At 67.1% G+C, this 18,368-nt stretch carries 16 protein-coding genes, 1 tRNA gene and 4 pseudogenes; 14 read left to right on the forward strand and 7 right to left on the reverse strand.

Annotated elements, in window-relative coordinates:
- Nucleotides 1-252 precede the first annotated feature (252 nt).
- The 3 genes and pseudogenes from ASG52_RS28075 to ASG52_RS18555 form a co-directional block, all read right to left on the reverse strand.
- The coding region (locus ASG52_RS28075; protein WP_353612500.1) for a 4-fold beta flower protein at nt 253-459 on the reverse strand (207 nt) is incomplete at its 5' end.
- A gap of 1 nt (nt 460) precedes the next feature.
- Nucleotides 461-703 (reverse strand): annotated as a pseudogene (locus tag ASG52_RS28805) (4-fold beta flower protein); the annotation flags it as partial.
- A gap of 49 nt (nt 704-752) precedes the next feature.
- A complete protein-coding gene (locus ASG52_RS18555; RefSeq protein WP_056246638.1) occupies nt 753-1,568 on the reverse strand; it encodes a universal stress protein in 816 nt (271 codons plus the stop codon).
- Between the two features lie 261 nt (nt 1,569-1,829).
- Here ASG52_RS18555 and ASG52_RS18560 point away from each other — a divergent pair, with 261 nt between their 5' ends.
- From ASG52_RS18560 to ASG52_RS18600, 11 genes and pseudogenes are all read left to right on the forward strand, one after another.
- A complete protein-coding gene (locus ASG52_RS18560; RefSeq protein WP_056246640.1) occupies nt 1,830-2,603 on the forward strand; it encodes a PRC-barrel domain-containing protein in 774 nt (257 codons plus the stop codon).
- 60 nt (nt 2,604-2,663) lie between these two features.
- Nucleotides 2,664-3,233: a hypothetical protein gene (locus ASG52_RS18565; protein ID WP_156384028.1), complete on the forward strand. Its 570-nt coding sequence runs from the start codon at nt 2,664-2,666 to the stop codon at nt 3,231-3,233.
- Between the two features lie 46 nt (nt 3,234-3,279).
- Nucleotides 3,280-3,525 carry a hypothetical protein gene (locus ASG52_RS18570; RefSeq protein ID WP_056246645.1) on the forward strand — a complete coding sequence of 82 codons (246 nt, stop codon included), beginning with the start codon at nt 3,280-3,282 and terminating at the stop codon, nt 3,523-3,525.
- 903 nt (nt 3,526-4,428) lie between these two features.
- Entirely contained in the window at nt 4,429-4,551 is a 123-nt protein-coding gene (locus tag ASG52_RS28455; RefSeq protein ID WP_286159101.1) for a hypothetical protein, read from the forward strand.
- 127 nt (nt 4,552-4,678) lie between these two features.
- Nucleotides 4,679-5,251: a hypothetical protein gene (locus ASG52_RS18575; RefSeq protein ID WP_156384029.1), complete on the forward strand. Its 573-nt coding sequence runs from the start codon at nt 4,679-4,681 to the stop codon at nt 5,249-5,251.
- 244 nt (nt 5,252-5,495) lie between these two features.
- Nucleotides 5,496-5,996 (forward strand): annotated as a pseudogene (locus tag ASG52_RS18580) (winged helix-turn-helix domain-containing protein); the annotation flags it as partial.
- A 96-nt stretch (nt 5,997-6,092) separates the two neighbouring features.
- Nucleotides 6,093-6,902, forward strand: coding sequence for an IS5 family transposase (locus ASG52_RS18585; RefSeq protein WP_286159102.1), 810 nt, complete (start codon nt 6,093-6,095; stop codon nt 6,900-6,902).
- A gap of 51 nt (nt 6,903-6,953) precedes the next feature.
- A pseudogene (locus ASG52_RS26585) lies at nt 6,954-7,307 on the forward strand (transposase); the annotation flags it as partial.
- Between the two features lie 213 nt (nt 7,308-7,520).
- Nucleotides 7,521-7,925: pseudogene (locus ASG52_RS18590) on the forward strand (VOC family protein); the annotation flags it as partial.
- A gap of 40 nt (nt 7,926-7,965) precedes the next feature.
- Nucleotides 7,966-9,045 (forward strand): tartrate dehydrogenase, encoded by a 1,080-nt coding sequence (locus ASG52_RS18595; RefSeq protein WP_056246659.1) that lies wholly within the window; start codon nt 7,966-7,968, stop codon nt 9,043-9,045.
- Nucleotides 9,046-9,085: 40 nt separating this feature from the next.
- A complete protein-coding gene (locus ASG52_RS18600) occupies nt 9,086-10,075 on the forward strand; it encodes a 2-hydroxyacid dehydrogenase (RefSeq protein WP_056246660.1) in 990 nt (329 codons plus the stop codon).
- Nucleotides 10,076-11,817: 1,742 nt separating this feature from the next.
- On the opposite strand, the gene ASG52_RS18610 is transcribed toward ASG52_RS18600, so the two are convergent.
- Both ASG52_RS18610 and ASG52_RS18615 read right to left on the reverse strand, forming a co-directional pair.
- Complete coding sequence (locus tag ASG52_RS18610; RefSeq protein ID WP_056246666.1) at nt 11,818-12,366, reverse strand: hypothetical protein; 549 nt, start codon at nt 12,364-12,366, stop codon at nt 11,818-11,820.
- Nucleotides 12,367-12,442: 76 nt separating this feature from the next.
- Nucleotides 12,443-12,862 carry a hypothetical protein gene (locus ASG52_RS18615; protein WP_156384030.1) on the reverse strand — a complete coding sequence of 140 codons (420 nt, stop codon included), beginning with the start codon at nt 12,860-12,862 and terminating at the stop codon, nt 12,443-12,445.
- A gap of 485 nt (nt 12,863-13,347) precedes the next feature.
- Here ASG52_RS18615 and ASG52_RS18620 point away from each other — a divergent pair, with 485 nt between their 5' ends.
- Both ASG52_RS18620 and ASG52_RS18625 read left to right on the forward strand, forming a co-directional pair.
- The gene (locus tag ASG52_RS18620; RefSeq protein WP_056246672.1) at nt 13,348-13,995 is read left to right on the forward strand and encodes a phage tail tape measure protein; all 648 of its coding nucleotides are present in this window, start codon (nt 13,348-13,350) and stop codon (nt 13,993-13,995) included.
- Nucleotides 13,996-14,804: 809 nt separating this feature from the next.
- Nucleotides 14,805-15,494: a hypothetical protein gene (locus ASG52_RS18625; protein WP_056246675.1), complete on the forward strand. Its 690-nt coding sequence runs from the start codon at nt 14,805-14,807 to the stop codon at nt 15,492-15,494.
- Between the two features lie 95 nt (nt 15,495-15,589).
- Here the strand turns inward: ASG52_RS18625 and ASG52_RS27390 are convergent, their stop codons facing one another.
- Entirely contained in the window at nt 15,590-16,333 is a 744-nt protein-coding gene (locus tag ASG52_RS27390) for a hypothetical protein (protein WP_210170417.1), read from the reverse strand.
- Between the two features lie 234 nt (nt 16,334-16,567).
- Nucleotides 16,568-16,663: transfer RNA gene (locus ASG52_RS27395), tRNA-Met, on the reverse strand.
- A gap of 118 nt (nt 16,664-16,781) precedes the next feature.
- Between ASG52_RS27395 and ASG52_RS18630 the strand changes: the two genes are divergently transcribed.
- On the forward strand, nt 16,782-18,302 hold the full coding sequence (locus ASG52_RS18630; RefSeq protein WP_056246677.1) for a tyrosine-type recombinase/integrase: 1,521 nt from the start codon (nt 16,782-16,784) through the stop codon (nt 18,300-18,302).
- Nucleotides 18,303-18,368 lie beyond the last annotated feature (66 nt).

Raw genomic sequence — 18,368 nt, forward strand, 5'->3', positions numbered from 1 at the left:
ACGCGCAGTTCCAGCCGGGCCGCGCCCTCCCGAGCCTCCCAGYGCCGACATCCTCTTGCTGGTCCATAAGGACAATCGCGACACGCCGAGGATACGGACGGTGCTGACCCACATCACCGAGAGCATTCAGGCGCTCGGCCATGCGCTTCAGCCTTCCGGTACAAACGAGGAGGACGTTCGCGGCGTGGGCGCGTGATGCATGAGGGGAAGCGTGTGCGTCCATGCTGAGGGACGGTACGGACGGCACCGGGGTCAGACGAGTTCGGCGAAGGACCGGTCGGACCATGCTTGCGACGGGGCCGGGCGTGGCGAGACGGGCTCCGGGGTTCCCTTGGCCGGCTTGGTGCCTCTCGGCCCCGCCGTGGTCTTGGTTTGGCGCCTCGGCTTCTCCGGGCCGCCGACGGCGTCGAACTCGAACAGGAGGCGACCGCCCGCCTCGTCCGAGATCCAGCCGTCCCTNCGTGGTCTTGGTTTGGCGCCTCGGCTTCTCCGGGCCGCCGACGGCGTCGAACTCGAACAGGAGGCGACCGCCCGCCTCGTCCGAGATCCAGCCGTCCCTSGTCCAGCCGATGAGCCGGCCGGAATAGGCGTAGACCGCGTCGCCGTCGAGGTAGGCCGCGGGCGTCCCGTCCCARAGGTAGACGGAGTGCCCGTCGCGGCAGAAGGCGGCTTCCCGGCCCTCGCGGTCGAACAGTTCTATCATGTGGGTCTCCGTCGGAATGRGATGGCGGCTCCCGCCTGTCGGGGGGCGGTCAATTGCTCATCAGGCAGCAGACGGGGGTGTTCTGCAGGACGTCCCGGGTGACGCCGCCGAACATCCATTCGCGCAACCTGGAATGTCCGTAAGCGCCCATGACGAGCAGGTCCGCATCCTCGCGTGCSASGAAACCSAGGATCGCCTCGCCCGCGCCCGCATCGTCGTTGCCGAGCCGATGTGCCGTGACCGCCAGGCMGTGCCKGGAGAGGTAGTTGGCCACGTCGTCGATGCCGTCGCCCTCCGCCTCCCGGCCGACGGCGACGACGAGAACCTGATCCGACCGTTCGAGGAACGGTAGGCTGTGGAGGACGGCGCGGCGCGCTTCCAGGGTGTCCTTCCAGGCGACGACGACACGGCCGATGCGAAGCGACTCGATCCCGGGCGGCGCGACGAGGACCGGACGTCCGGCYTCCACGACGAAGGGGCCGGGCAGCACGCCCAGGAAGCCGGGCTGGGGATCGGGAACGCCCCAACGGCCCACCACCACCACGTCGGCCGCCCTGGCCTGCCTAGCGAGGTAGGTCGAGGGTTCGGCTATGTCCGAACGCCAGTCGGTCCTGGCGACGCCCTCGACGTTGCGCTCGAAGACGAGMTTCGCCTGCGCCAAGTCCTCAGCCGCTCGGGCCACTTCGACGTCGGTGACCTGGAGGGCCGCGTAGGCGCTCGTGGAGTATGCCGGCGGCGATACCTGGCGGGCCGCCACGCCGATGAGCTCGGCCTCGAACCGCCCGGCGAGGGAGGCCGCGAGTTGGATGCGGTCCGCCGCGGCGGGGCCGAGGTCCACGGAGACCATGATACTGGCCACGTTCATGTCGGCGCTCTGTCCTTGATCCTCRGGATCGATGGCCGGAAGGAAGCACGGACCGACCTGGGTCGGCCTTGATCCAGGACAAAGTACCGAGGCGGCGGAGCGGTCAGACAGGAGGGGTGGACGGGGCGCACAGCCTTTGGGTGCCCGCCATCCCGGAAACCGATCATGCAACGGCCTGCCAGATCCATCGCTCTCGGGGCGGTCCTTTCGCTCTCCCTTATGGCCCCGCTCCGGGCAGCCGAGGAGCCGAAGGCTGGACCCATGGTGGAGACGGAGGCCAAGCCGGCGCAGGCATGCCTCGACCACCTCAAGGCGTTCGACGCCCGGATGGAGAAGGACGGCTACTGGCTCGGCGGGTCGGGCTACGGCTACGGCTATCCGCTCGGCGGCTACTGGTTCGGCGGCATGGCCGGGAACAACGGCATGGCGATGGGCGCCGCCTCCGCGATGATGGGGTACGCGAACGCCCGCCCCGGATACGAGGTCCGGGTGCTCCTCTCCGCCGCCGACATCCTGGCGCGTCACGGCATGCAGCAGCCGTGCGAGGACGTGCTCGTCCAGATCCAGGCCAGCTACGACCAGTACAAGACCGGCATGCAGGGTCGTGATCTCCGGGTCGCGAACGCCCTGGGCTTCCGCAAGCAGGAGCTTTCGCTSGCGCGGCCGGTCGTGAGCCGGGCCGCCGCCTTCCGGTCGGACGACCTGCTCGGAAGCGAAGTGCGCACACYGGGCAACGTGGCACTCGGCAGCGTGGACGACATCGTCATGGGGGCCGAGGGCGGTGGGATCGCCTACCTCGTCGTCGCCCGCGGCGGCGTCTTCGGCCTCGGCGAACGCCACGTCGCGGTCCCGTGGGACCGGTTCAAGGTCTCGCCCAACCTGAACATCCTCGTCCTCGACACGAGCAAGGACGCCATGGACCAGGCCCCCCGCATCGTCGAGGGCCGGTTCGTGAAGGCGGAGCCGTTCGCCCAGCAGACGGCGAAGGCGRACGCCTATTGGGGCGCCGCCTCCAAGACCCCGCAGGTCGATTGAGCCCAACCCCTCAGCAGGCTTGCCCTGCCTCCCATCCCCAAGACACGATTGGATCCAACCATGCGTACGATGACGGCMCTGACGGCGACCTTCCTCGCCCTGACGACGATGACCACGGCCATGGCGCAAGCGCCGATGACGCCCTCCACGGATGCCGCGGCGACGATGCGTGAGGCCKGGCGCGAGGCGAACGAGGCCGCCGATGCGGCCCGCGAGGCGGCCCGGCTCGCGATGCAGGCCTCGAAGGCGGCGSTGAAGGGCGCCCCGAAGCAATCCGCCGACATGATCGGGAAGCTCGTCACGGACGCGGCGGAGGCCGCCAACCGGGCCGAGGCCAAGATCGCCGACGCCAACCGGGYCGCAGGCATCGCGGCCAACGCGTCGATGCTCAAGGCCGCCGATTCCGCACGCAAGTCGGTCGCGGCGACGCAAGCGGCGATGGAGAAGTCGCAGGATGCCGCCGAGGCATCGCTGCGGTCGAACATGGCGGCCGTACGCCGGGCCGCATCGGGTGCCCGCGCCGCCATCGTCAAGGCCGCCACGGCCACCGCGAACGCCGCCCGTGCCGCCCGCGAGGCCGCCAGGACTACCTGGAACCGCGAMATGGCCCAGACCCAGGTTCGCGGCTGACGGCGGGCTGACGCGGCTTCCGAACMCCCCCTCCAGGAGAACGACCATGGCTATGAGCAAGATGGCGCGGGCGTGCGAGGAGGCCGCRCACCAGCACGACCGGGCCGCCGCCCATTACCGGCATTCGGCTAGGCATCTGGCTAAAGGCGAGCATGCCGCCGCCGCGAAGGAACGGGACTTCGCCCTCGACCACTCCGAGAAGGCCCGGATCGACGAGGTCGGCCTGCGCCCCGATGGGGTGGTCGACGATGGGCGGACCAGATCCGAGGTAGCTTGGCACTTCATGGGCTGACGCGACCGCGCGTCGTTTTTCCCATCACCAGCGAACAGGAATCCCACCATGGCGAACCCGAATTTTCCCGACCGCCCGATCCCGACGTTCCCCGACCCATCGCCTGCGCATCCACCCAGTCCCGACCAGAGCCCGCTTCCAGAGCCGCGCGGCGTGCCTGACTTCGGACCTGACGAGATGCCGCCCTCGAACGAACCGCTGGGCGTCCCGGGCGGTTCGCCGCCCGAGATCGGATGACCGCCGACATGGACATTCCCTTGGCGCGGGGACCGCTGTCGACGTGCGTGTACGAGGCATCCTGCTAACGGTTTAATGGGCCACAACATGAGAATGTTGTGTCCGCCCGGACCTGCCATCCCACGTCAATGGCGGCTCTTATGGGCCAAGCGGTCATTCCAGCGCTCCTGTGCNAATGGGCCACAACATGAGAATGTTGTGTCCGCCCGGACCTGCCATCCCACGTCAATGGCGGCTCTTATGGGCCAAGCGGTCATTCCAGCGCTCCTGTGCTAAAGGCCGCTAATGGCGCTTAGCAGTCTTGCTCACGGACAAGCTGATTGAGTCTTCACCATAGTCGGCCTGCCCGGCCCGCCGGCGGGTGCTTGGCAATGGCCTCGGGCGACTCGTCACGACCGCCCCCGGATAATGTTGCGGAAGGTGAGCCGGGCCTACAAGGTACTTTCTCGGCAATAACGGCGATTCTTTGTACCTCGTCCCGACCCGGCAGGCTCAGGGCCGGGGGCATGCCCGGCTAGAGCCGCACCCGGCGGGCGCCTTGCCGGACTGCATCCTCGACCGCGTCCCTCGGCATGCTGCCGTTCTCGTCAGGCGCAGCAGACCGACCACTGGACCCGCCGGACCATACCGCCGGGCGAGCGACACCTTGTCCTGCGCGAGCACCTGATGGGCCGCGAGAACGAGACGCGTCACAGCGAGCTCTCGGCCTACCTGCACGTCATCTGCCAGGACGGCGGCGCGGCCGAATTCCTTGAGGCGTACGACGAGGCTATAGCCCTGGCGAGTTAACCACCTGTTAACCGCTTTGCCTACTTTACCATGACACGCGAGAGTCCAGGTTGTAGGATAGACTTTGGAGCACGAATCCAATTCTACTCCCGTACGGGGCATCCAGCCCTGCGACGGGAGTTTTGGCGTGAGTGGGCATCGGATGGACCGGGCGCGGCTCCCGGTCGGGGACTACGTTTGGGAGCACGTGACGGAGCCGGAGCGCGAGTCCCTCCGCCGGTTCACGGCTCTCACCGCCGAGGAGCACGCCTACGGCGAGGTCTACTGCGCGCTCGGCAACGCGGGCATCGGCGCCCCGATGGGGGAGGACGAGCCGGTCGAGGACTGGCACGTCAGGTCCCTGCTCGAAAGTATGGCGGTCGCCCGCCTCCTGGACGGGGCGACGGACGAGGGCGACTGGCACCACATCCTGGCGCTCGCGGCGCCGGACGACGCGGGCCGCGCCCGTCTCACGCGCCTGTTCGAGGTCGCCTCGGGCATCTCCGACGAGGAGGCCTTCGACGAGGACGAGCGGTCGGAGCGCATGGCGCAGCGGGAGCGTAACCTGCGCGCCCTCCGCGACCTCGGAAGGCTCGCCCCATTCGAGGAGCCGGCCCTCCCGGCGCGCCCTGCGCTTGAACGGTGGGCTGTCGAAGGCGGGCCAATTCCGGCTGTGGATGACGCCAGCGACCAACTCGACCTCGGCATCGAGGGACGCTAGATCTCGGTGGCCGGACCCCGTGCCCCCGTGCGCACGAATAGCCCACCGTACGAGGTCGGCGCATTCCGATCCAAGACCCTGCCCCGTGCCCCCGTGCGCACGAATAGATAAGCAGCCCGCCCTGTAAGGCGCGGATGACGAGGGACACAATGTCCCCCCTTATACCAATTGGCATGGCTGAGGACTCACGGGTTTACGCGTGAGCGGCAGGTGTGATTCGATCTGGCGAGCCAGGAGGTTTGCCATGTCGAAGGCCGTGGATCTGCACGAGGACTTTGATGCTGCTGCCCTGCGTCGTCTGGCCCGAACGAGCCGCGATGCCGGTCAGAGCCGGCGGCTTCTGGCGTTGGCCGCGATCTACGAAGGCGAAAGCCGCACCCAGGCTGCCCGGATCGGCGCCGTCGGCTTGAAGACGGTGCGCGACTGGGTTCTGGCCTTCAATGCGGCCGGCCCGGACGGCCTGATCGAGCGCAAGAAGCCCGGCCCGCGGCCCAAACTCGACGATGCTCAGCGGCAGGCCTTGGCGGCCGTCATTGAGGAAGGGCCGGACCTGCAGCGGCACGGCGTAGTCCGGTGGCGGCTGAAGGACATGGCCGCTTGGCTGTTCGAGCGCTTCGGGATCAGCCTCGACGAGAGCAGCGTCGGGCGGGAGGTGAAGCGGATGGGCTATGCCAAGCTGTCGGCTCGCCCGCGCCATCACCAGCAGGACCCGGAAGCCCTGACGGCGTTTAAAAAAACCTCCCCGCCCGCCTGAGAGCCTGTTTGAGGTCCTCCGCCAGTCGTCCCCATCTGTCTCTGGTGTGCAACCGGCATGCGCCTGGCGGGGCGGCGTGGAGAGCAGATGTGGACGGACCGGCATCGGACGCGCCATGAGACGCGCCTGAAGGATGTAGTGGCTCAAGCGGGCCTGGACGAGGTAGCCCGCTCTCTGGAACGGGCGGACCCGCCGGCTCGATCGAACGCCAAGTCGGCGCGCCAAGTCATGGCGGCGGTTGCTTGGCATCTGCGGACGGGCGGTGGCTGGCGGGCTCTGCCCGACGGTTTCCTGCCCTGGCGCACCGTCTACGGCTGGTTCCGGCGCTGGGTGGAGAAGGGGCTGTTCGACACCCTGATGCGGGCGCTGGCCCGCCGTCAGCGCCGCCGCTGCGGACGGCGATCCACACCGCGGCTGGCGATCATCGATACCCAGAGCGTCAAGTGTATCGGCGTGCGCGGGCCGCGCGGCTACGACGCTGCCAAGAGGGTGGTCGGCCGCAAGCGCGTGATGATGGTCGATGCCGAGGGTCACATCCTCGCCATGGCGGTGGTGGCGGCCAACGTGCAGGACTGTGACGCGCTGTCGGCGCTGGACGAGGACAAGCCGTTCTGGCCGAGCCTGCGTCTGGGCCTCTTCGACAGCGTCTTCCGAGCCGAGCGCTGCGAGGTGTGGTGCAACGTCCACGGCATGCGCCGCCGGGTCATCGAGAAGCACCCGGACCAGAAGGGCTTCGTGGTGCTGGAGCGCCGCTGGGTCGTGGAGCGCACCTTCGGCTGGTTCAGTCACTGGGGTGGCCTGAACCGCGAGCGGGCCGGACGCCTCGATGTCGCAACCGGCCGCCTCGCTTGCGTGGCTTGCCTCATCGCCGCCAACGCTCTCAACAATCCAGCATAAGGTCTCGACCTCAAACAGGCTCTGAGAGCGATCCGCGCCACGCTGCCGGCCGGCATGCCGCTCGAACTCTGGTGGCAGGACGAGGCCCGCGTCGGCCAGAAGAACACCGCGCCGCGACGCTGGACCCGCAAGGGCAGCCGGCCCGCGGCCCCGAAGGATCAACGCACGGCTTCCGCCTACATCTTCGGGGCGATCTGTCCCGAGAAGGGCAAGGGCGCCGGCCTTGTCCTGCCCTGCTGCGCCACGCCGGCCATGAACGCGCATCTGGCCGAGATCAGCCGCGCCGTCGATCCCGGGGCTCACGCTGTCCTGATCCTCGACGGCGCCGGCTGGCATGTAGCCGCCGACCTCGTGGTGCCCGGCAACATCACCTTGCTGACGCTGCCGTCTCATGCCCCCGAACTCACTGGCCGAGTAACAGCCAGTCGAGGGCGCCGGCGGGCCGTGGGTCCCGCCGGCGCACGGAACTTGGATGCCGATTGTCCGGCGCGAAGCCGGAGCCACGAAAGGGACGGGACCGATGGATTGCCGCTGCGACCACCTTCATCTGCGCAGCCGGGATGCCGTCGCGGAGCCACGAAAGGGACGGGACCGATGGATTGCCGCTGCGACCACCTTCATCTGCGCAGCCGGGATGCCGTCGCCGCGGCCCGGTTCTACGTCGACACCCTCGGCGGTCGGGAGATCCGCTGGGACGGCTCTCCCGCCGTCACCCGGGTGACGATCTCCCTGGGCGGCCTGACGCTGTTCATCGAGCAAGCCCCAGACGACCTCAACGGCGCAGCCGTGCCGCCTCATCTCGGAATTGAGCACATCGACCTCGCCGTCGACGACATCGAAACGGCCATGCGCGAGCTCCGGCATCGCGACGCACGAGTCGTTTCCGGCATCACCGAGGCCSGGCCTGGGCTCCGCGTCATYTTCATCGATGGTCCGGACGGCGTTCGCATCGAAATCCTGCAGCGTACGGACACATCCTTCGGGGACAATCCCTCGACCGCGAAACTGATGTGGCCATCGTAACCCCAGAACGACAAAGCTGAGTGTCCCCGGAGAAACAGAGATGGCCCAGACGCGACGCGGCTACCGGATCGCGGTGATCCCCGGCGACGGCATCGGCAAGGAAGTCGTTCCCGAGGGCGWCCGTGTGCTGGAGAAGGCCGCCAAGCGTCATAGCTTCGAGCTGCAGCTCGACTGGTTCGATTTCGCCTCCTGCGACTACTAYGAGAAGCACGGGCGGATGATGCCCGAGGACTGGAAGGCCCAGATCGGGGRGCACGACGCCATCTTCTTCGGCGCGGTGGGCATGCCCGACAGGGTGCCCGACCACATCTCCCTCTGGGGCTCGCTCATCCTGTTCCGGCGGGAGTTCGATCAGTACGCCAACCTGCGTCCCGTGCGCCTMATGCCCGGGGTTTCCAGCCCGCTGGCCGGCCGCAAGCCCGGCGACATCGACTTCTGGGTGGTCCGCGAGAACACCGAGGGCGAATACTCGAACGCGGGCGGACGCATGTTCGCCGGCACCGACCKGGAGTTCGCCCTGCAGGAGACAATCATGACCCGCCACGGGGTCGACCGCATCCTCAAGTTCGCCTTCGAGCTGGCGCAGAGGCGCCCGCGCCGGCACCTGACCTCCGCGACGAAGTCGAACGGCATCTCCATCACGATGCCGTACTGGGACGAGCGCGTCCGGGCGGTGGCGGAGCGCTACCCGGACGTCACCTGGGACCAGTACCACATCGACATCCTGACCGCGCATTTCGTGCTGAACCCGGACAAGTTCGACGTGGTCGTCGCCTCGAACCTCTTCGGCGACATCCTCTCCGACCTCGGTCCCGCCTGCACAGGTACCATCGGCATCGCGCCATCGGGCAACATCAATCCGGAGCGGCTCTTCCCCTCGGTGTTCGAGCCGGTCCACGGCTCGGCCCCCGACATCGCCGGCCAGGGCATCGCCAACCCAATCGGGCAGATCTGGTCGGGGGCGATGATGCTGGAGCACCTCGGCGAGGCCGAGGCGGCGACCGAGATCGTCACCGGCATCGAGCGGGTGCTGGCGGAGCGGACCCTGCGCACGCGCGACCTCGGCGGCAACGCCGATACCCAGGCATGCGGCCAAGCGGTCGAGCAGGCGCTGGGATAGCGGCACGCACCATCCTTGCAAGCACGAGGAACCCTGGGACATGGCGGCTGGCGAGAAGCCGGAGATCCTTCTTCTGAAGGCGATCCTGCCGGACACGATGCGCTCGCTCGACGAGCGCTTCCGGCTTCACMGCCTCGATCTGGCGGAGGACCGGGACGCGTTTCTCGGCGTGGTCGGGCCGCGCATCCGCGCGGTCGTCGTCGGCGGCCAGGCGCCGGCCGGCCCCGACCTGTTCGACCGCCTGCCACGGCTGGAGATCGTCTCCAACTTCGGCGTCGGGTACGACACCATCGATACCGCGGAGGCCGCCCGTCGCGGCATCATGGTAACCAATACGCCTGACGTGCTCACCGAGGAGGTGGCCGATCTCGCGCTCGGCCTGCTGCTCGCCGCCGTCCGCCGTATCCCGCAGGCSGACCGTTACCTGCGGGAGGGTGGCTGGCCCCGACGGACGTTCCCCCTCACGGCGTCCCTCCGCGGCCGGACCGTGGGCATCGTCGGCCTCGGACGCATCGGACAGGCAATCGCGTCACGCCTGGAAGGCTTTGGGGTGGGCATCGCCTACCACGGCCGGCGGCCGCGGCCCGGYGTGACATACGCCTACCACGACAGCGTCGTCGGTCTAGCCAAAGCCTGCGACGTGCTGATCGTGGTCGCGCCGGGCAACGACGGAACGCGTCACCTGGTCGATGCGGAGGTGCTCTCGGCGCTCGGACCGGACGGAATCCTCGTGAACGTCGCCCGCGGCACGCTGGTCGACGAGACGGCGCTGATCGAGGCGTTGCGCAGCGGGGCCATCCACGCGGCTGGCCTCGACGTGTTTGCCAACGAGCCCCATGTCCCRGCGGAACTCGCGGCGCTCGACAACGCCGTGCTGCTGCCGCACGTCGGATCGGCCTCGCACCACACGCGGCGCATGATGGGCGAGCTCGTCATCGAGAACCTGGCAGGATGGTTCGCCGGCAAGGGTCCGGTGACGCCGGTGCCGGAGATCCCCTGGCCTTCCGCTCATGCGCGCGGGACGAACTGACTTCCGACAAGGGCTGAGGCACACTGAATGACCGGGATGGGCGCGTCACTGTCAGAGTAGCGGCTGAACAGACGTCCACTTTCGAAAGCCGGACGGCTACACGTGAACGACTGCGTTTAGAACCTGGCAGGATGGTTCGCCGGCAAGGGTCCGGTGACGCCGGTGCCGGAGATCCCCTGGCCTTCCGCTCATGCGCGCGGGACGAACTGACTTCCGACCACGGCGGAGGCACACTGAATGACCGGGATGGGCGCGTCACTGTCAGAGTAGCGGCTGAACAGACGTCCACTTTCGAAAGCCGGACGGCTACACGTGAACGACTGCGTTTGGGTCGAAGGCAGTATGTCGGCTTTGGAGCAAAAGGCCAGGGACCGCTACCCACCCCATCCGGACCTTCAGCGGCAGCGCCCCGAATGTCCGCAAGGGGTCAGAATTTCGCACACTGATTGTCCGGTGGGCCGCTCGGCTGAACTCCATCGGCTATGCCGAAAGCGGGTTCCTCATCGTCCGGCGAGCGCGGCGGTGACGCTGACGCTAGCCCTGAACGGGTCGACCATCGGGACCGTCGCCTTCGCGGCCGGCAAGGCCGTGGCGACCTTTAAGACGACCAGAGGCAACCCGTACTTCGTCAGCCAAGGCGACGTGCTGACAGTGACGGCGCCGGCGACCCAGAACACGGCCCTCGCCGACCTCGTCGGCTACATCGCCTTGCAGAAGGGGCGTTCGTATCGTGCTGGTGTAACGGGGGGCCAGGCCAGGTCGGCTATACGTGCTCCCCGTTCGTACCGAGCGGCCGAAGCGGCATGGCTGTCCACAGGGACCAGGCAGTTCGGTAACCACGTCGGCAGACGACGGCTGGACATCGATTCGGGGATCCCGATCACTGTTCGTACACCCGCCGCACCTGGAGGCCGCCCTGNTGACGGCGCCGGCGACCCAGAACACGGCCCTCGCCGACCTCGTCGGCTACATCGCCTTGCAGAAGGGGCGTTCGTATCGTGCTGGTGTAACGGGGGGCCAGGCCAGGTCGRCTATACGTGCTCCCCGTTCGTACCGAGCGGCCGAAGCGGCATGGCTGTCCACAGGGRCCAGGCAGTTCGGTAACCACGTCGGCAGACGACGGCTGGACATCGATTCGGGGATCCCGATCACTGTTCGTACACCCGCCGCACCTGGAGGCCGCCCTGATGTCGTACCACACCTCCGCCCACCAGGTCGCCGCCACCTTCGACACCGCCCTGACGGGTGGCGCCATGGCGCTCGGGTCGATCCTCATCCAGCAGCAACAGNCGTACCACACCTCCGCCCACCAGGTCGCCGCCACCTTCGACACCGCCCTGACGGGTGGCGCCATGGCGCTCGGGTCGATCCTCATCCAGCAGCAACAGGCGCGCAATGCCGTTCGCCGGGAAGCCGCCGCGATCCGCGCGGTCGCCGGGCGGATGGCCTACGACCGCGTCATGGCCCAGCACGCCTTCGACGAGGCCGAGCGTCAGGCCCGTGCCGATTTCGACCGCTGGCGGGCCGCCATCCGGCTGCGGGCCCTCGCCGCCAAGCGGGCCCGGGGCTGAGAAGGGCGCTGCGCATGCCATGATGTGCTCACGGGATGCCACGGCGTGTGCGCGCGAGGAAGATCAAGCGAAAACCAGCAAGTGAGACAAGTTATCCACAAGCACGTTGGCGCATGAAAAAGTTCGCCCCGATCGCCCGGGGCGGGCTTCGTCGTTCCGACGGTGGCGCGATCAGGCAGCGCGCGGCGGCTCGGCGATGAGTTCGTCGAGGACGGCGACGAAGTGGCGGCGCTTGTTCTCGTCGCCCGTCAGGCGGTGGTGCGCTGCGGCGGCCGCGGCGGCGGCGCGGGCCGCCTCCATGCTGCGGTACTCAGCCGGCGTCATCGGGCGCGGCAGGCTGGGCAGGAGCCGCTCGCCGAGGAGGTGTCGGCCGATCACGATGGCGTCGTTCTGCGACAGGGCGACCTGCTGATCCAGGGAGAGGTGGTCGAGATAGAACCGAGCGGCGTCGTCCAGGTCGGCGGCCTCCCGCTCCTCGCCCATCAGATAGGCTACCGACGCCCGGCCCCACTGCTCGGCCGGGGACAGCGCCACCGGCGCCGGGGCGGGCTCCGCGGCCTGCGCCTCGATGGCCGCCTCGGCCTCCGCGATGGGATCGTGCGGCGCCAGGGCCTGGACCGCGCGCCAGACGAGGCGGCCGCCCTCGATGACCGGGACGAGCGCGATGCGCTTCATGGCGGCGAGCGCCCGGGCGATGGCTGCGCCGATGAGCTTGAGCATGTGAAATTCCCTCCCTGACATGACCTCTCGATGATGCCGCGGGGCGACGCATACGACACGCGCCGCCCTCGGTACGTCACGCCACCCCGAGGGCTTGGGCCTCGGCATACGTCACGGCCCGCAGCCATACGTACCGGTCGGCCGCTCTGGTGCAGAGGGCGACGTGCGGCTGACCATGGCGGTCGTAGACGACGTCGGCCTCGTAGCCGTGCCCGGGCTCCATGCGGTGCCGCGTCGGCGTCGCCGTCAGGCCGGAAGCCCGCACGCGCCGGTGCCATGCGCGCCGATTCGCGCCGGCCGGGTCCAGCCGGTCCCCCGCCTCGATGAACGAGATCTCGGCCACCGTCCCGTCGTCCCGGCCGACGTAGGCCCGGTGCGGGACGCGTCCGGACCCCGGCGCCACGACCGCCACCGTCCCGGGCGCGAGCTCGTAGTGGGCGCGGGGATAGGCGTCCTCGATACGCCCCCGCCGGACCCGCTCATCGGTCCTATCCACAGGGGAAAGGCGCCTCCCGAGAGCCAGGCAATCCTGCTCCAGGACGGCCTCGCAGGCCCGCTCCCAGGCGGGGATCACAAGGACTGGCGCCGCTATCCTTGAAGGATCACGCTCTCCGTCCTTCGCCGCACAGCAAGCATTCATAATGTAATCCTTCGAAAGTCTAAGCTTTTGCCCGTGGCCAAAATTGCACCCAAAAGTCTATACTGGGTGCAATCTGAGCCAGACCTTGTAAACGCGTTTCACGCATACTACGCTTCTACGAGTCAATAGCCAGGAGCGAGTCGTGACGGTCGATGAAGTGCGGGAGCGCCTGAGGGCGCGCATAGATAAAGCGGGGGGTAGCACGGCCTTCGCGCGCGAGAACAGGGTGTCGCCTGTCTACGTCCACGACGCCCTGGCGGGTCGTCGCGCCCCGGGCCCGGCGATCCTGCGGGCCCTGGGTCTGACGAAGACGACGTCGGTCGAGTACCGGGAGGCGGCCAATGGTGCTGTCCGGCACGGGGCCGCTGGCCCACCTGCTGGGAACGGCGCCGGCCGCGAGCGCAGGTTCCGATGCCGTCGGCGGCCTGATGGGCGGGCTCAAGTCGATGTTCGGTGGAGGCGACTTGCCATTCAGCTTGATTTTCTCGGTGGCGAGCGCGGCCGCCGGATCTCCGACGGGCGGCGTGCGGCTGTTCGAATCGGGCGGCTACACCGGCCTTGGCCAGAGCAAGGAACCGGCCGGCATCGTCCACCGCGGTGAGGTGGTTTTCTCGCAGGCTGACGTGCGCCGACATGGCGGCGTGCAGAAAGTCGAGGCGCTGCGCCTAGGAGGCCTGCCCGGCTATGAGCGCGGCGGCCCGGTCAGCGTCGCGGCCGATGCCCTCAGGATGACGGCTGCGACGGATGCGCGCCAGGACAGCAGCGCCATGTACCGTGCGGCCGCTACCAGCGCCCCGGGCGTCAAGCTCATCGTCAACGAGGCGCCGGGCGGGGACAAGGTCGGATCGCACGAGGTCCGCCGCGGGCAAGACGGCTCGCTCGAGGTGGTCGCCGACATGCTCGAGCGCCGGCAGGCGGAGCGAGTCGGCCGGAACCGCGGACCCATGGCGGCTGCCATCGCGTCTCGCGAGCGGCTGAGGGGGTTCTAACGGGTCAGCCTGGCGTTCTGCAGCGTCGGGCGGCTCGGGGACGCCCGAGGGTCGGCGGGATGGAGGGTCCGCGGTCGGCAGGAATTCGAGATCGCCGGGGTTTCTTCATTTTCTCCGGCGGCGCCCACCGGGCGGTGGCTCAAAACACCCGGAACCGGCGGCCCTTTTTCTCGGGGGCGTGGTCGGTGCGCAAAGGCCGGCGCTTCTACGGCCGAGCCCGCGGTGCAGTTGTACATGCACCGCGGGCGCCCCCGAATAGGAGTCGCACATGTCGCAGCTCATCCAGGTCAACGCCGCTGGCCGCGAGATCGGCGAGCCTATCGCGCTGGACCGCCGTCGCCGTCGCCTGCCTCAGGTGATTGCCGCGCATGTCGACCGCTCCCGGCCGTTCATGATCGCGGTCCAGCGCGATTCCGAGCTCTCGAAGCCGATCGGTGAATCGTGGGTGCTGCGCGGCTGGAAGGTGCCGCCGGTCAAGAACGACAAGGGCGAGATTATCACCGCCGGTCGGGTGAAGCCGTGGCCGCGGAAATACCTCGCCCGCGACTGCACGGTGGTGGTGGTCTACCTGCCGCACGGCGGTGGTGGCGGAGGCGGCGCGGGCGGCGGCAGGAGCAAGAGCCCACTCGCCATTGTCGCCGGCATCGCGGGCCTTGCCCTCATGGCCTTCGCCGGCCCGCTCGCAGCAGGCCTCACTCCTCTCCTTGGCCTAGCCGGCGCATCGTTCGCCGGCATCTCAGGCGCCGCCTTCGTCCAGGCGGGCGCCGCCCTCGGCAGCACTGCCCTCGTCCCCCTTCGGAGTTTCCAGCATGACCGCGATGAACGTCTTTGCCACGCCGGATGCGATTCACATCGCGACGGACGGTGCAAGCTGGCTGCCGGATGGCCGAGTTGTGCACGAGGGGCAGAAGGTCGCGATCCTGGCACACCTGCCGGCAGTGATCGCGCTTCGGGGTCCGTCCATCCTTATCCCGTCGCTCGTCGCCAACGTGTCCGCCAACTTCACGGAATTCGATGGGCTCGCCGACGCCGCGCCCGTGCTGTTCCGCGCGGTGCATGACCAGTACCGCACCGAAATGGGTAAGCGCGGAATCGCCGACCAGACCCCGCGTGACGCCGAGTTCGTAGTGGCTGGATGGTCGGGTGAGCGGGGATGCCTGGAAGCCTACGGCTTTCAGAGCCACGACCGGGATGGGCGAGCCCCCTGGCAGCCGTTCGCGATCGAGAGCGGCAATTGCATCGTCGCCCCGTCGGATGCGGCGCTTGTCAAAAAAGCGCGCGCGATCGACTGGGACGTATTACTCTCCGATCCGGAGAGCGTGATGCTCCAGATGATGGAGCTACAGCGAGATATCCCGCTCGCATTGGATGACGGCCGGAAAATGAGCGTGGTTGGAGCGTTCTGCCAACATACCACGCTCACGCGCAAGTCCATTTCCACGCGAATTGTTAAGCGATGGGCGTGTTTTGAAGACGATAGAGAGGGTGCGCAACCGTAGGGGAACCCAGCTGAAATGCGCTTGATCTACTAATTTAGACGAATAATGCCACACAAGGATCATCGATTTTCGTGCAAGCTTCGGCATATTATAGGTTAGGATCGGCCACTCTTTTTCTCGAGTAATTTTCTCATACTTTCTGTAAAAGAATTGGCCGCTGCTGTAGACACATTGATCTGCGTTGCCAGAAACACAAGAGCGCCCCGAATGACTTCGGATAGTTCAAGGCATTGTTCTTCGGATTGAGAATGAAGACCCTCGCTTAGAGCCTCATGCAGAGCTTTCAACGGGTTCATGTTATTCGGCCTTAAGATCGGCGGCATAAGGTCTTTGACGAGTTCAATTTTTTCAGCTGCCACACGAGTAGTTTTAGTTCGTTCGAGCGCTGCCTGGTATTGCTCTTTTTCTTGATCACTTAGGAGCGCAGGTATCCTATCAAGTAAGCCATCAATTACTTCCTCAATAATGCGTCTGTAATATGCAAAGGCGGCAATTCCATAGCCTTGAGACTCACAGATTTGACCTCTCCTCAAATAATTTTTATGACTACCAAGCATCTGTTCAATATTTTCATCTGAATCTATTGTCCAGGCTGGATGCTGGCCAACCTTCGTGATTTGCTTGCTAGCGGCATCAAGGTATATAAAAAATACTCTATTGTGCGTTCTGCAGCCAAGGCAGACATAATTTGCCTTAACACGTTCGCCGTGGGAAAGATAATTGGGATAGGGATACGAGTCATGGTAATGGTTATTCATTGCATATGTTTGTACTGACTCACAAATGGGGCAAGCAAAATTCGTTTGCGGCTTAGGGATACTTGATAGATACTGACTCACCTCAAAGCTCATCGGCCGATACAACGGATAAGTTTCAAGAAAGTTTTTATCTGGCATAGGCTGTGCCGGCTTTCAGAAAGTCTCGTGTTTCATCCGTGTTGCGCGGACCAACCTACGCCGGGTCGTAACCCGTTGTAAAACCACAAGGCGCGTTGCAGCGTGTTGCAAGCCTGCAGGAACGTGTTTCGGCCAATGAAAAACCCGCCAAGTCGTTGACCAGGCGGGCGAAAAGTTTGGTAGCGAGGGAGGGATTTGAACCCCCGACACAAGGATTATGATTCCAAGTGTCTAGGCACTCCGCCCCCGTTTTCAGGCCCTGACGACCCCGCCATAACCCCCTGATGGCGCTGCCGGTCTTCACCATGACACCGTTTCCCCTCTTGCGACCAGGCCGAACCCCGCCCCAGAGTCCCCGCCCCAGTTCCGCCCCTGTTCGTCGGAGTAGCCCGTGGCCGTCACCCTCACCCAGCAATCCGTCGACAAGCACGTGGCGAAGGCGAAGGCGGGCGTGACCCCCTACGACGTCATCGACAAGGGGGCGCCCGGCCTCATCCTCCGCATCAAGCCGCGGGGCCCAAGCTGGGGCCTCAAGTTCGAGAGGGGCGACCGGACGATGCGGTTGAAGATCGGCGTGCCGGGGATCCTCGATCTGGAGCAGGCCCGGAGCATCGCCGGGGCGGCGCGCAAGGCCCTCAACTCGCCCCATGCCGAGCTCGGTGAGGAGTGGCTCCGTGACCAGTACGTCGGTCTCGGCATGGCGCATGCCCGGCCGCAGCGCGACCCCGCCCTGGTCGCGGCGTTCGAGGCCGAGATCCCGCACCTGTTGAACTGGCGCTGGGAGGAGGCGCGGGAATCGTACCTCGCGGAGGTGAAGCGCATCCGCCGCCACGACACCTGGAACGACTACCGGGTGATGCTCGGGCAACCCGAGCTCGCGGTCCTCGCCAATCGCCAGGTCCGCGGCATCACCCGGTCGGAGCTCGCGGTCATCGTCGACAAGATCCACGCGAGCGGTCGGGAGCGGCATGCCGAGCACCTGGCCAGCGTCCTGCGCCCCTTCTGGGGGTACATGGCCGAGGACCGGCGGCAGCACCTCTCCGGCGTCACGACGACGATGGCGGGCCTGAAGGCGCCCGAGCGCTCGACCGAGGCCAAGGTCCGCTCGAACGGAAAGGAGCCGGGGACCTACATCGCGACGCCGGCCGAGGTCGGGACCGCGGTCGCGGTCGCGCGATCCGGCATCCTCGACCGCTCGGTCTCGATGTCGCTGGAGCTCCTCATCGCGACCGGCCAGCGCCGTCGTCCCGTCGCCGGCGCCCTGACCGTCGATTTCGTCGACTGGATCGAGATGCCGGGCTGGGGCGTGTGGTCGATGGGCCCGAGCCACCGCAAGACCGCGGCGAAGCGCCAGGACAAGCACCGGCACGTCGTTCCGCTTCCGCCGGCGCTGTGGGCCCGCATCCAGGAGCAGCTACGCCGGACCGGCGGCTCGCCGTACCTGTTCCCCCAGATCCGCCCGAAGAAGGCGGGCGGCGATGCGTTCGGCCACATGTCCGACGCCGCCATCAACCACAGGCTCATCGACCTGGGGATCAAGGCGTCCCCGCACGACCTGCGGCGTTGCCTGTCAACGACCCTGCAGCACGAGTTCCGGGTGTCCCGCGACACGGTGAAACTCGTGCTCGATCACAACGAGGGCATCAGGAGCGACGACGTCTTGGAGCGGCACTACACGGCTGACGACCGCCTCGACCAGAAGGCGCCCGTGATGGAGCAGTGGTGCGCCTGGGTCGACGAGCAGGTCGCGGCGACGGTGCTCCCGGACCTGTCGACGCTCCGGGCGGACATCACGCGCCGGCGCCGCGAGAACGAGGCCGCCGGCAAGGCCAAAACGGCTGCGCTGAAGGCTGCGAAGGAAGCCGAGGAGAAGGCCAAGGCCGCCGCCGAACGCGAGGCAAAAGCGGCCTGATGCGTCGTATTTGATCGATTGGATTCAATCAAAGGCGACGGGTCGGCCTGCATGGTGTCCCCATCA

It is taken from the genome of Methylobacterium sp. Leaf456 (genome assembly GCF_001425465.1).
In the GTDB taxonomy this organism is placed as follows: domain Bacteria; phylum Pseudomonadota; class Alphaproteobacteria; order Rhizobiales; family Beijerinckiaceae; genus Methylobacterium.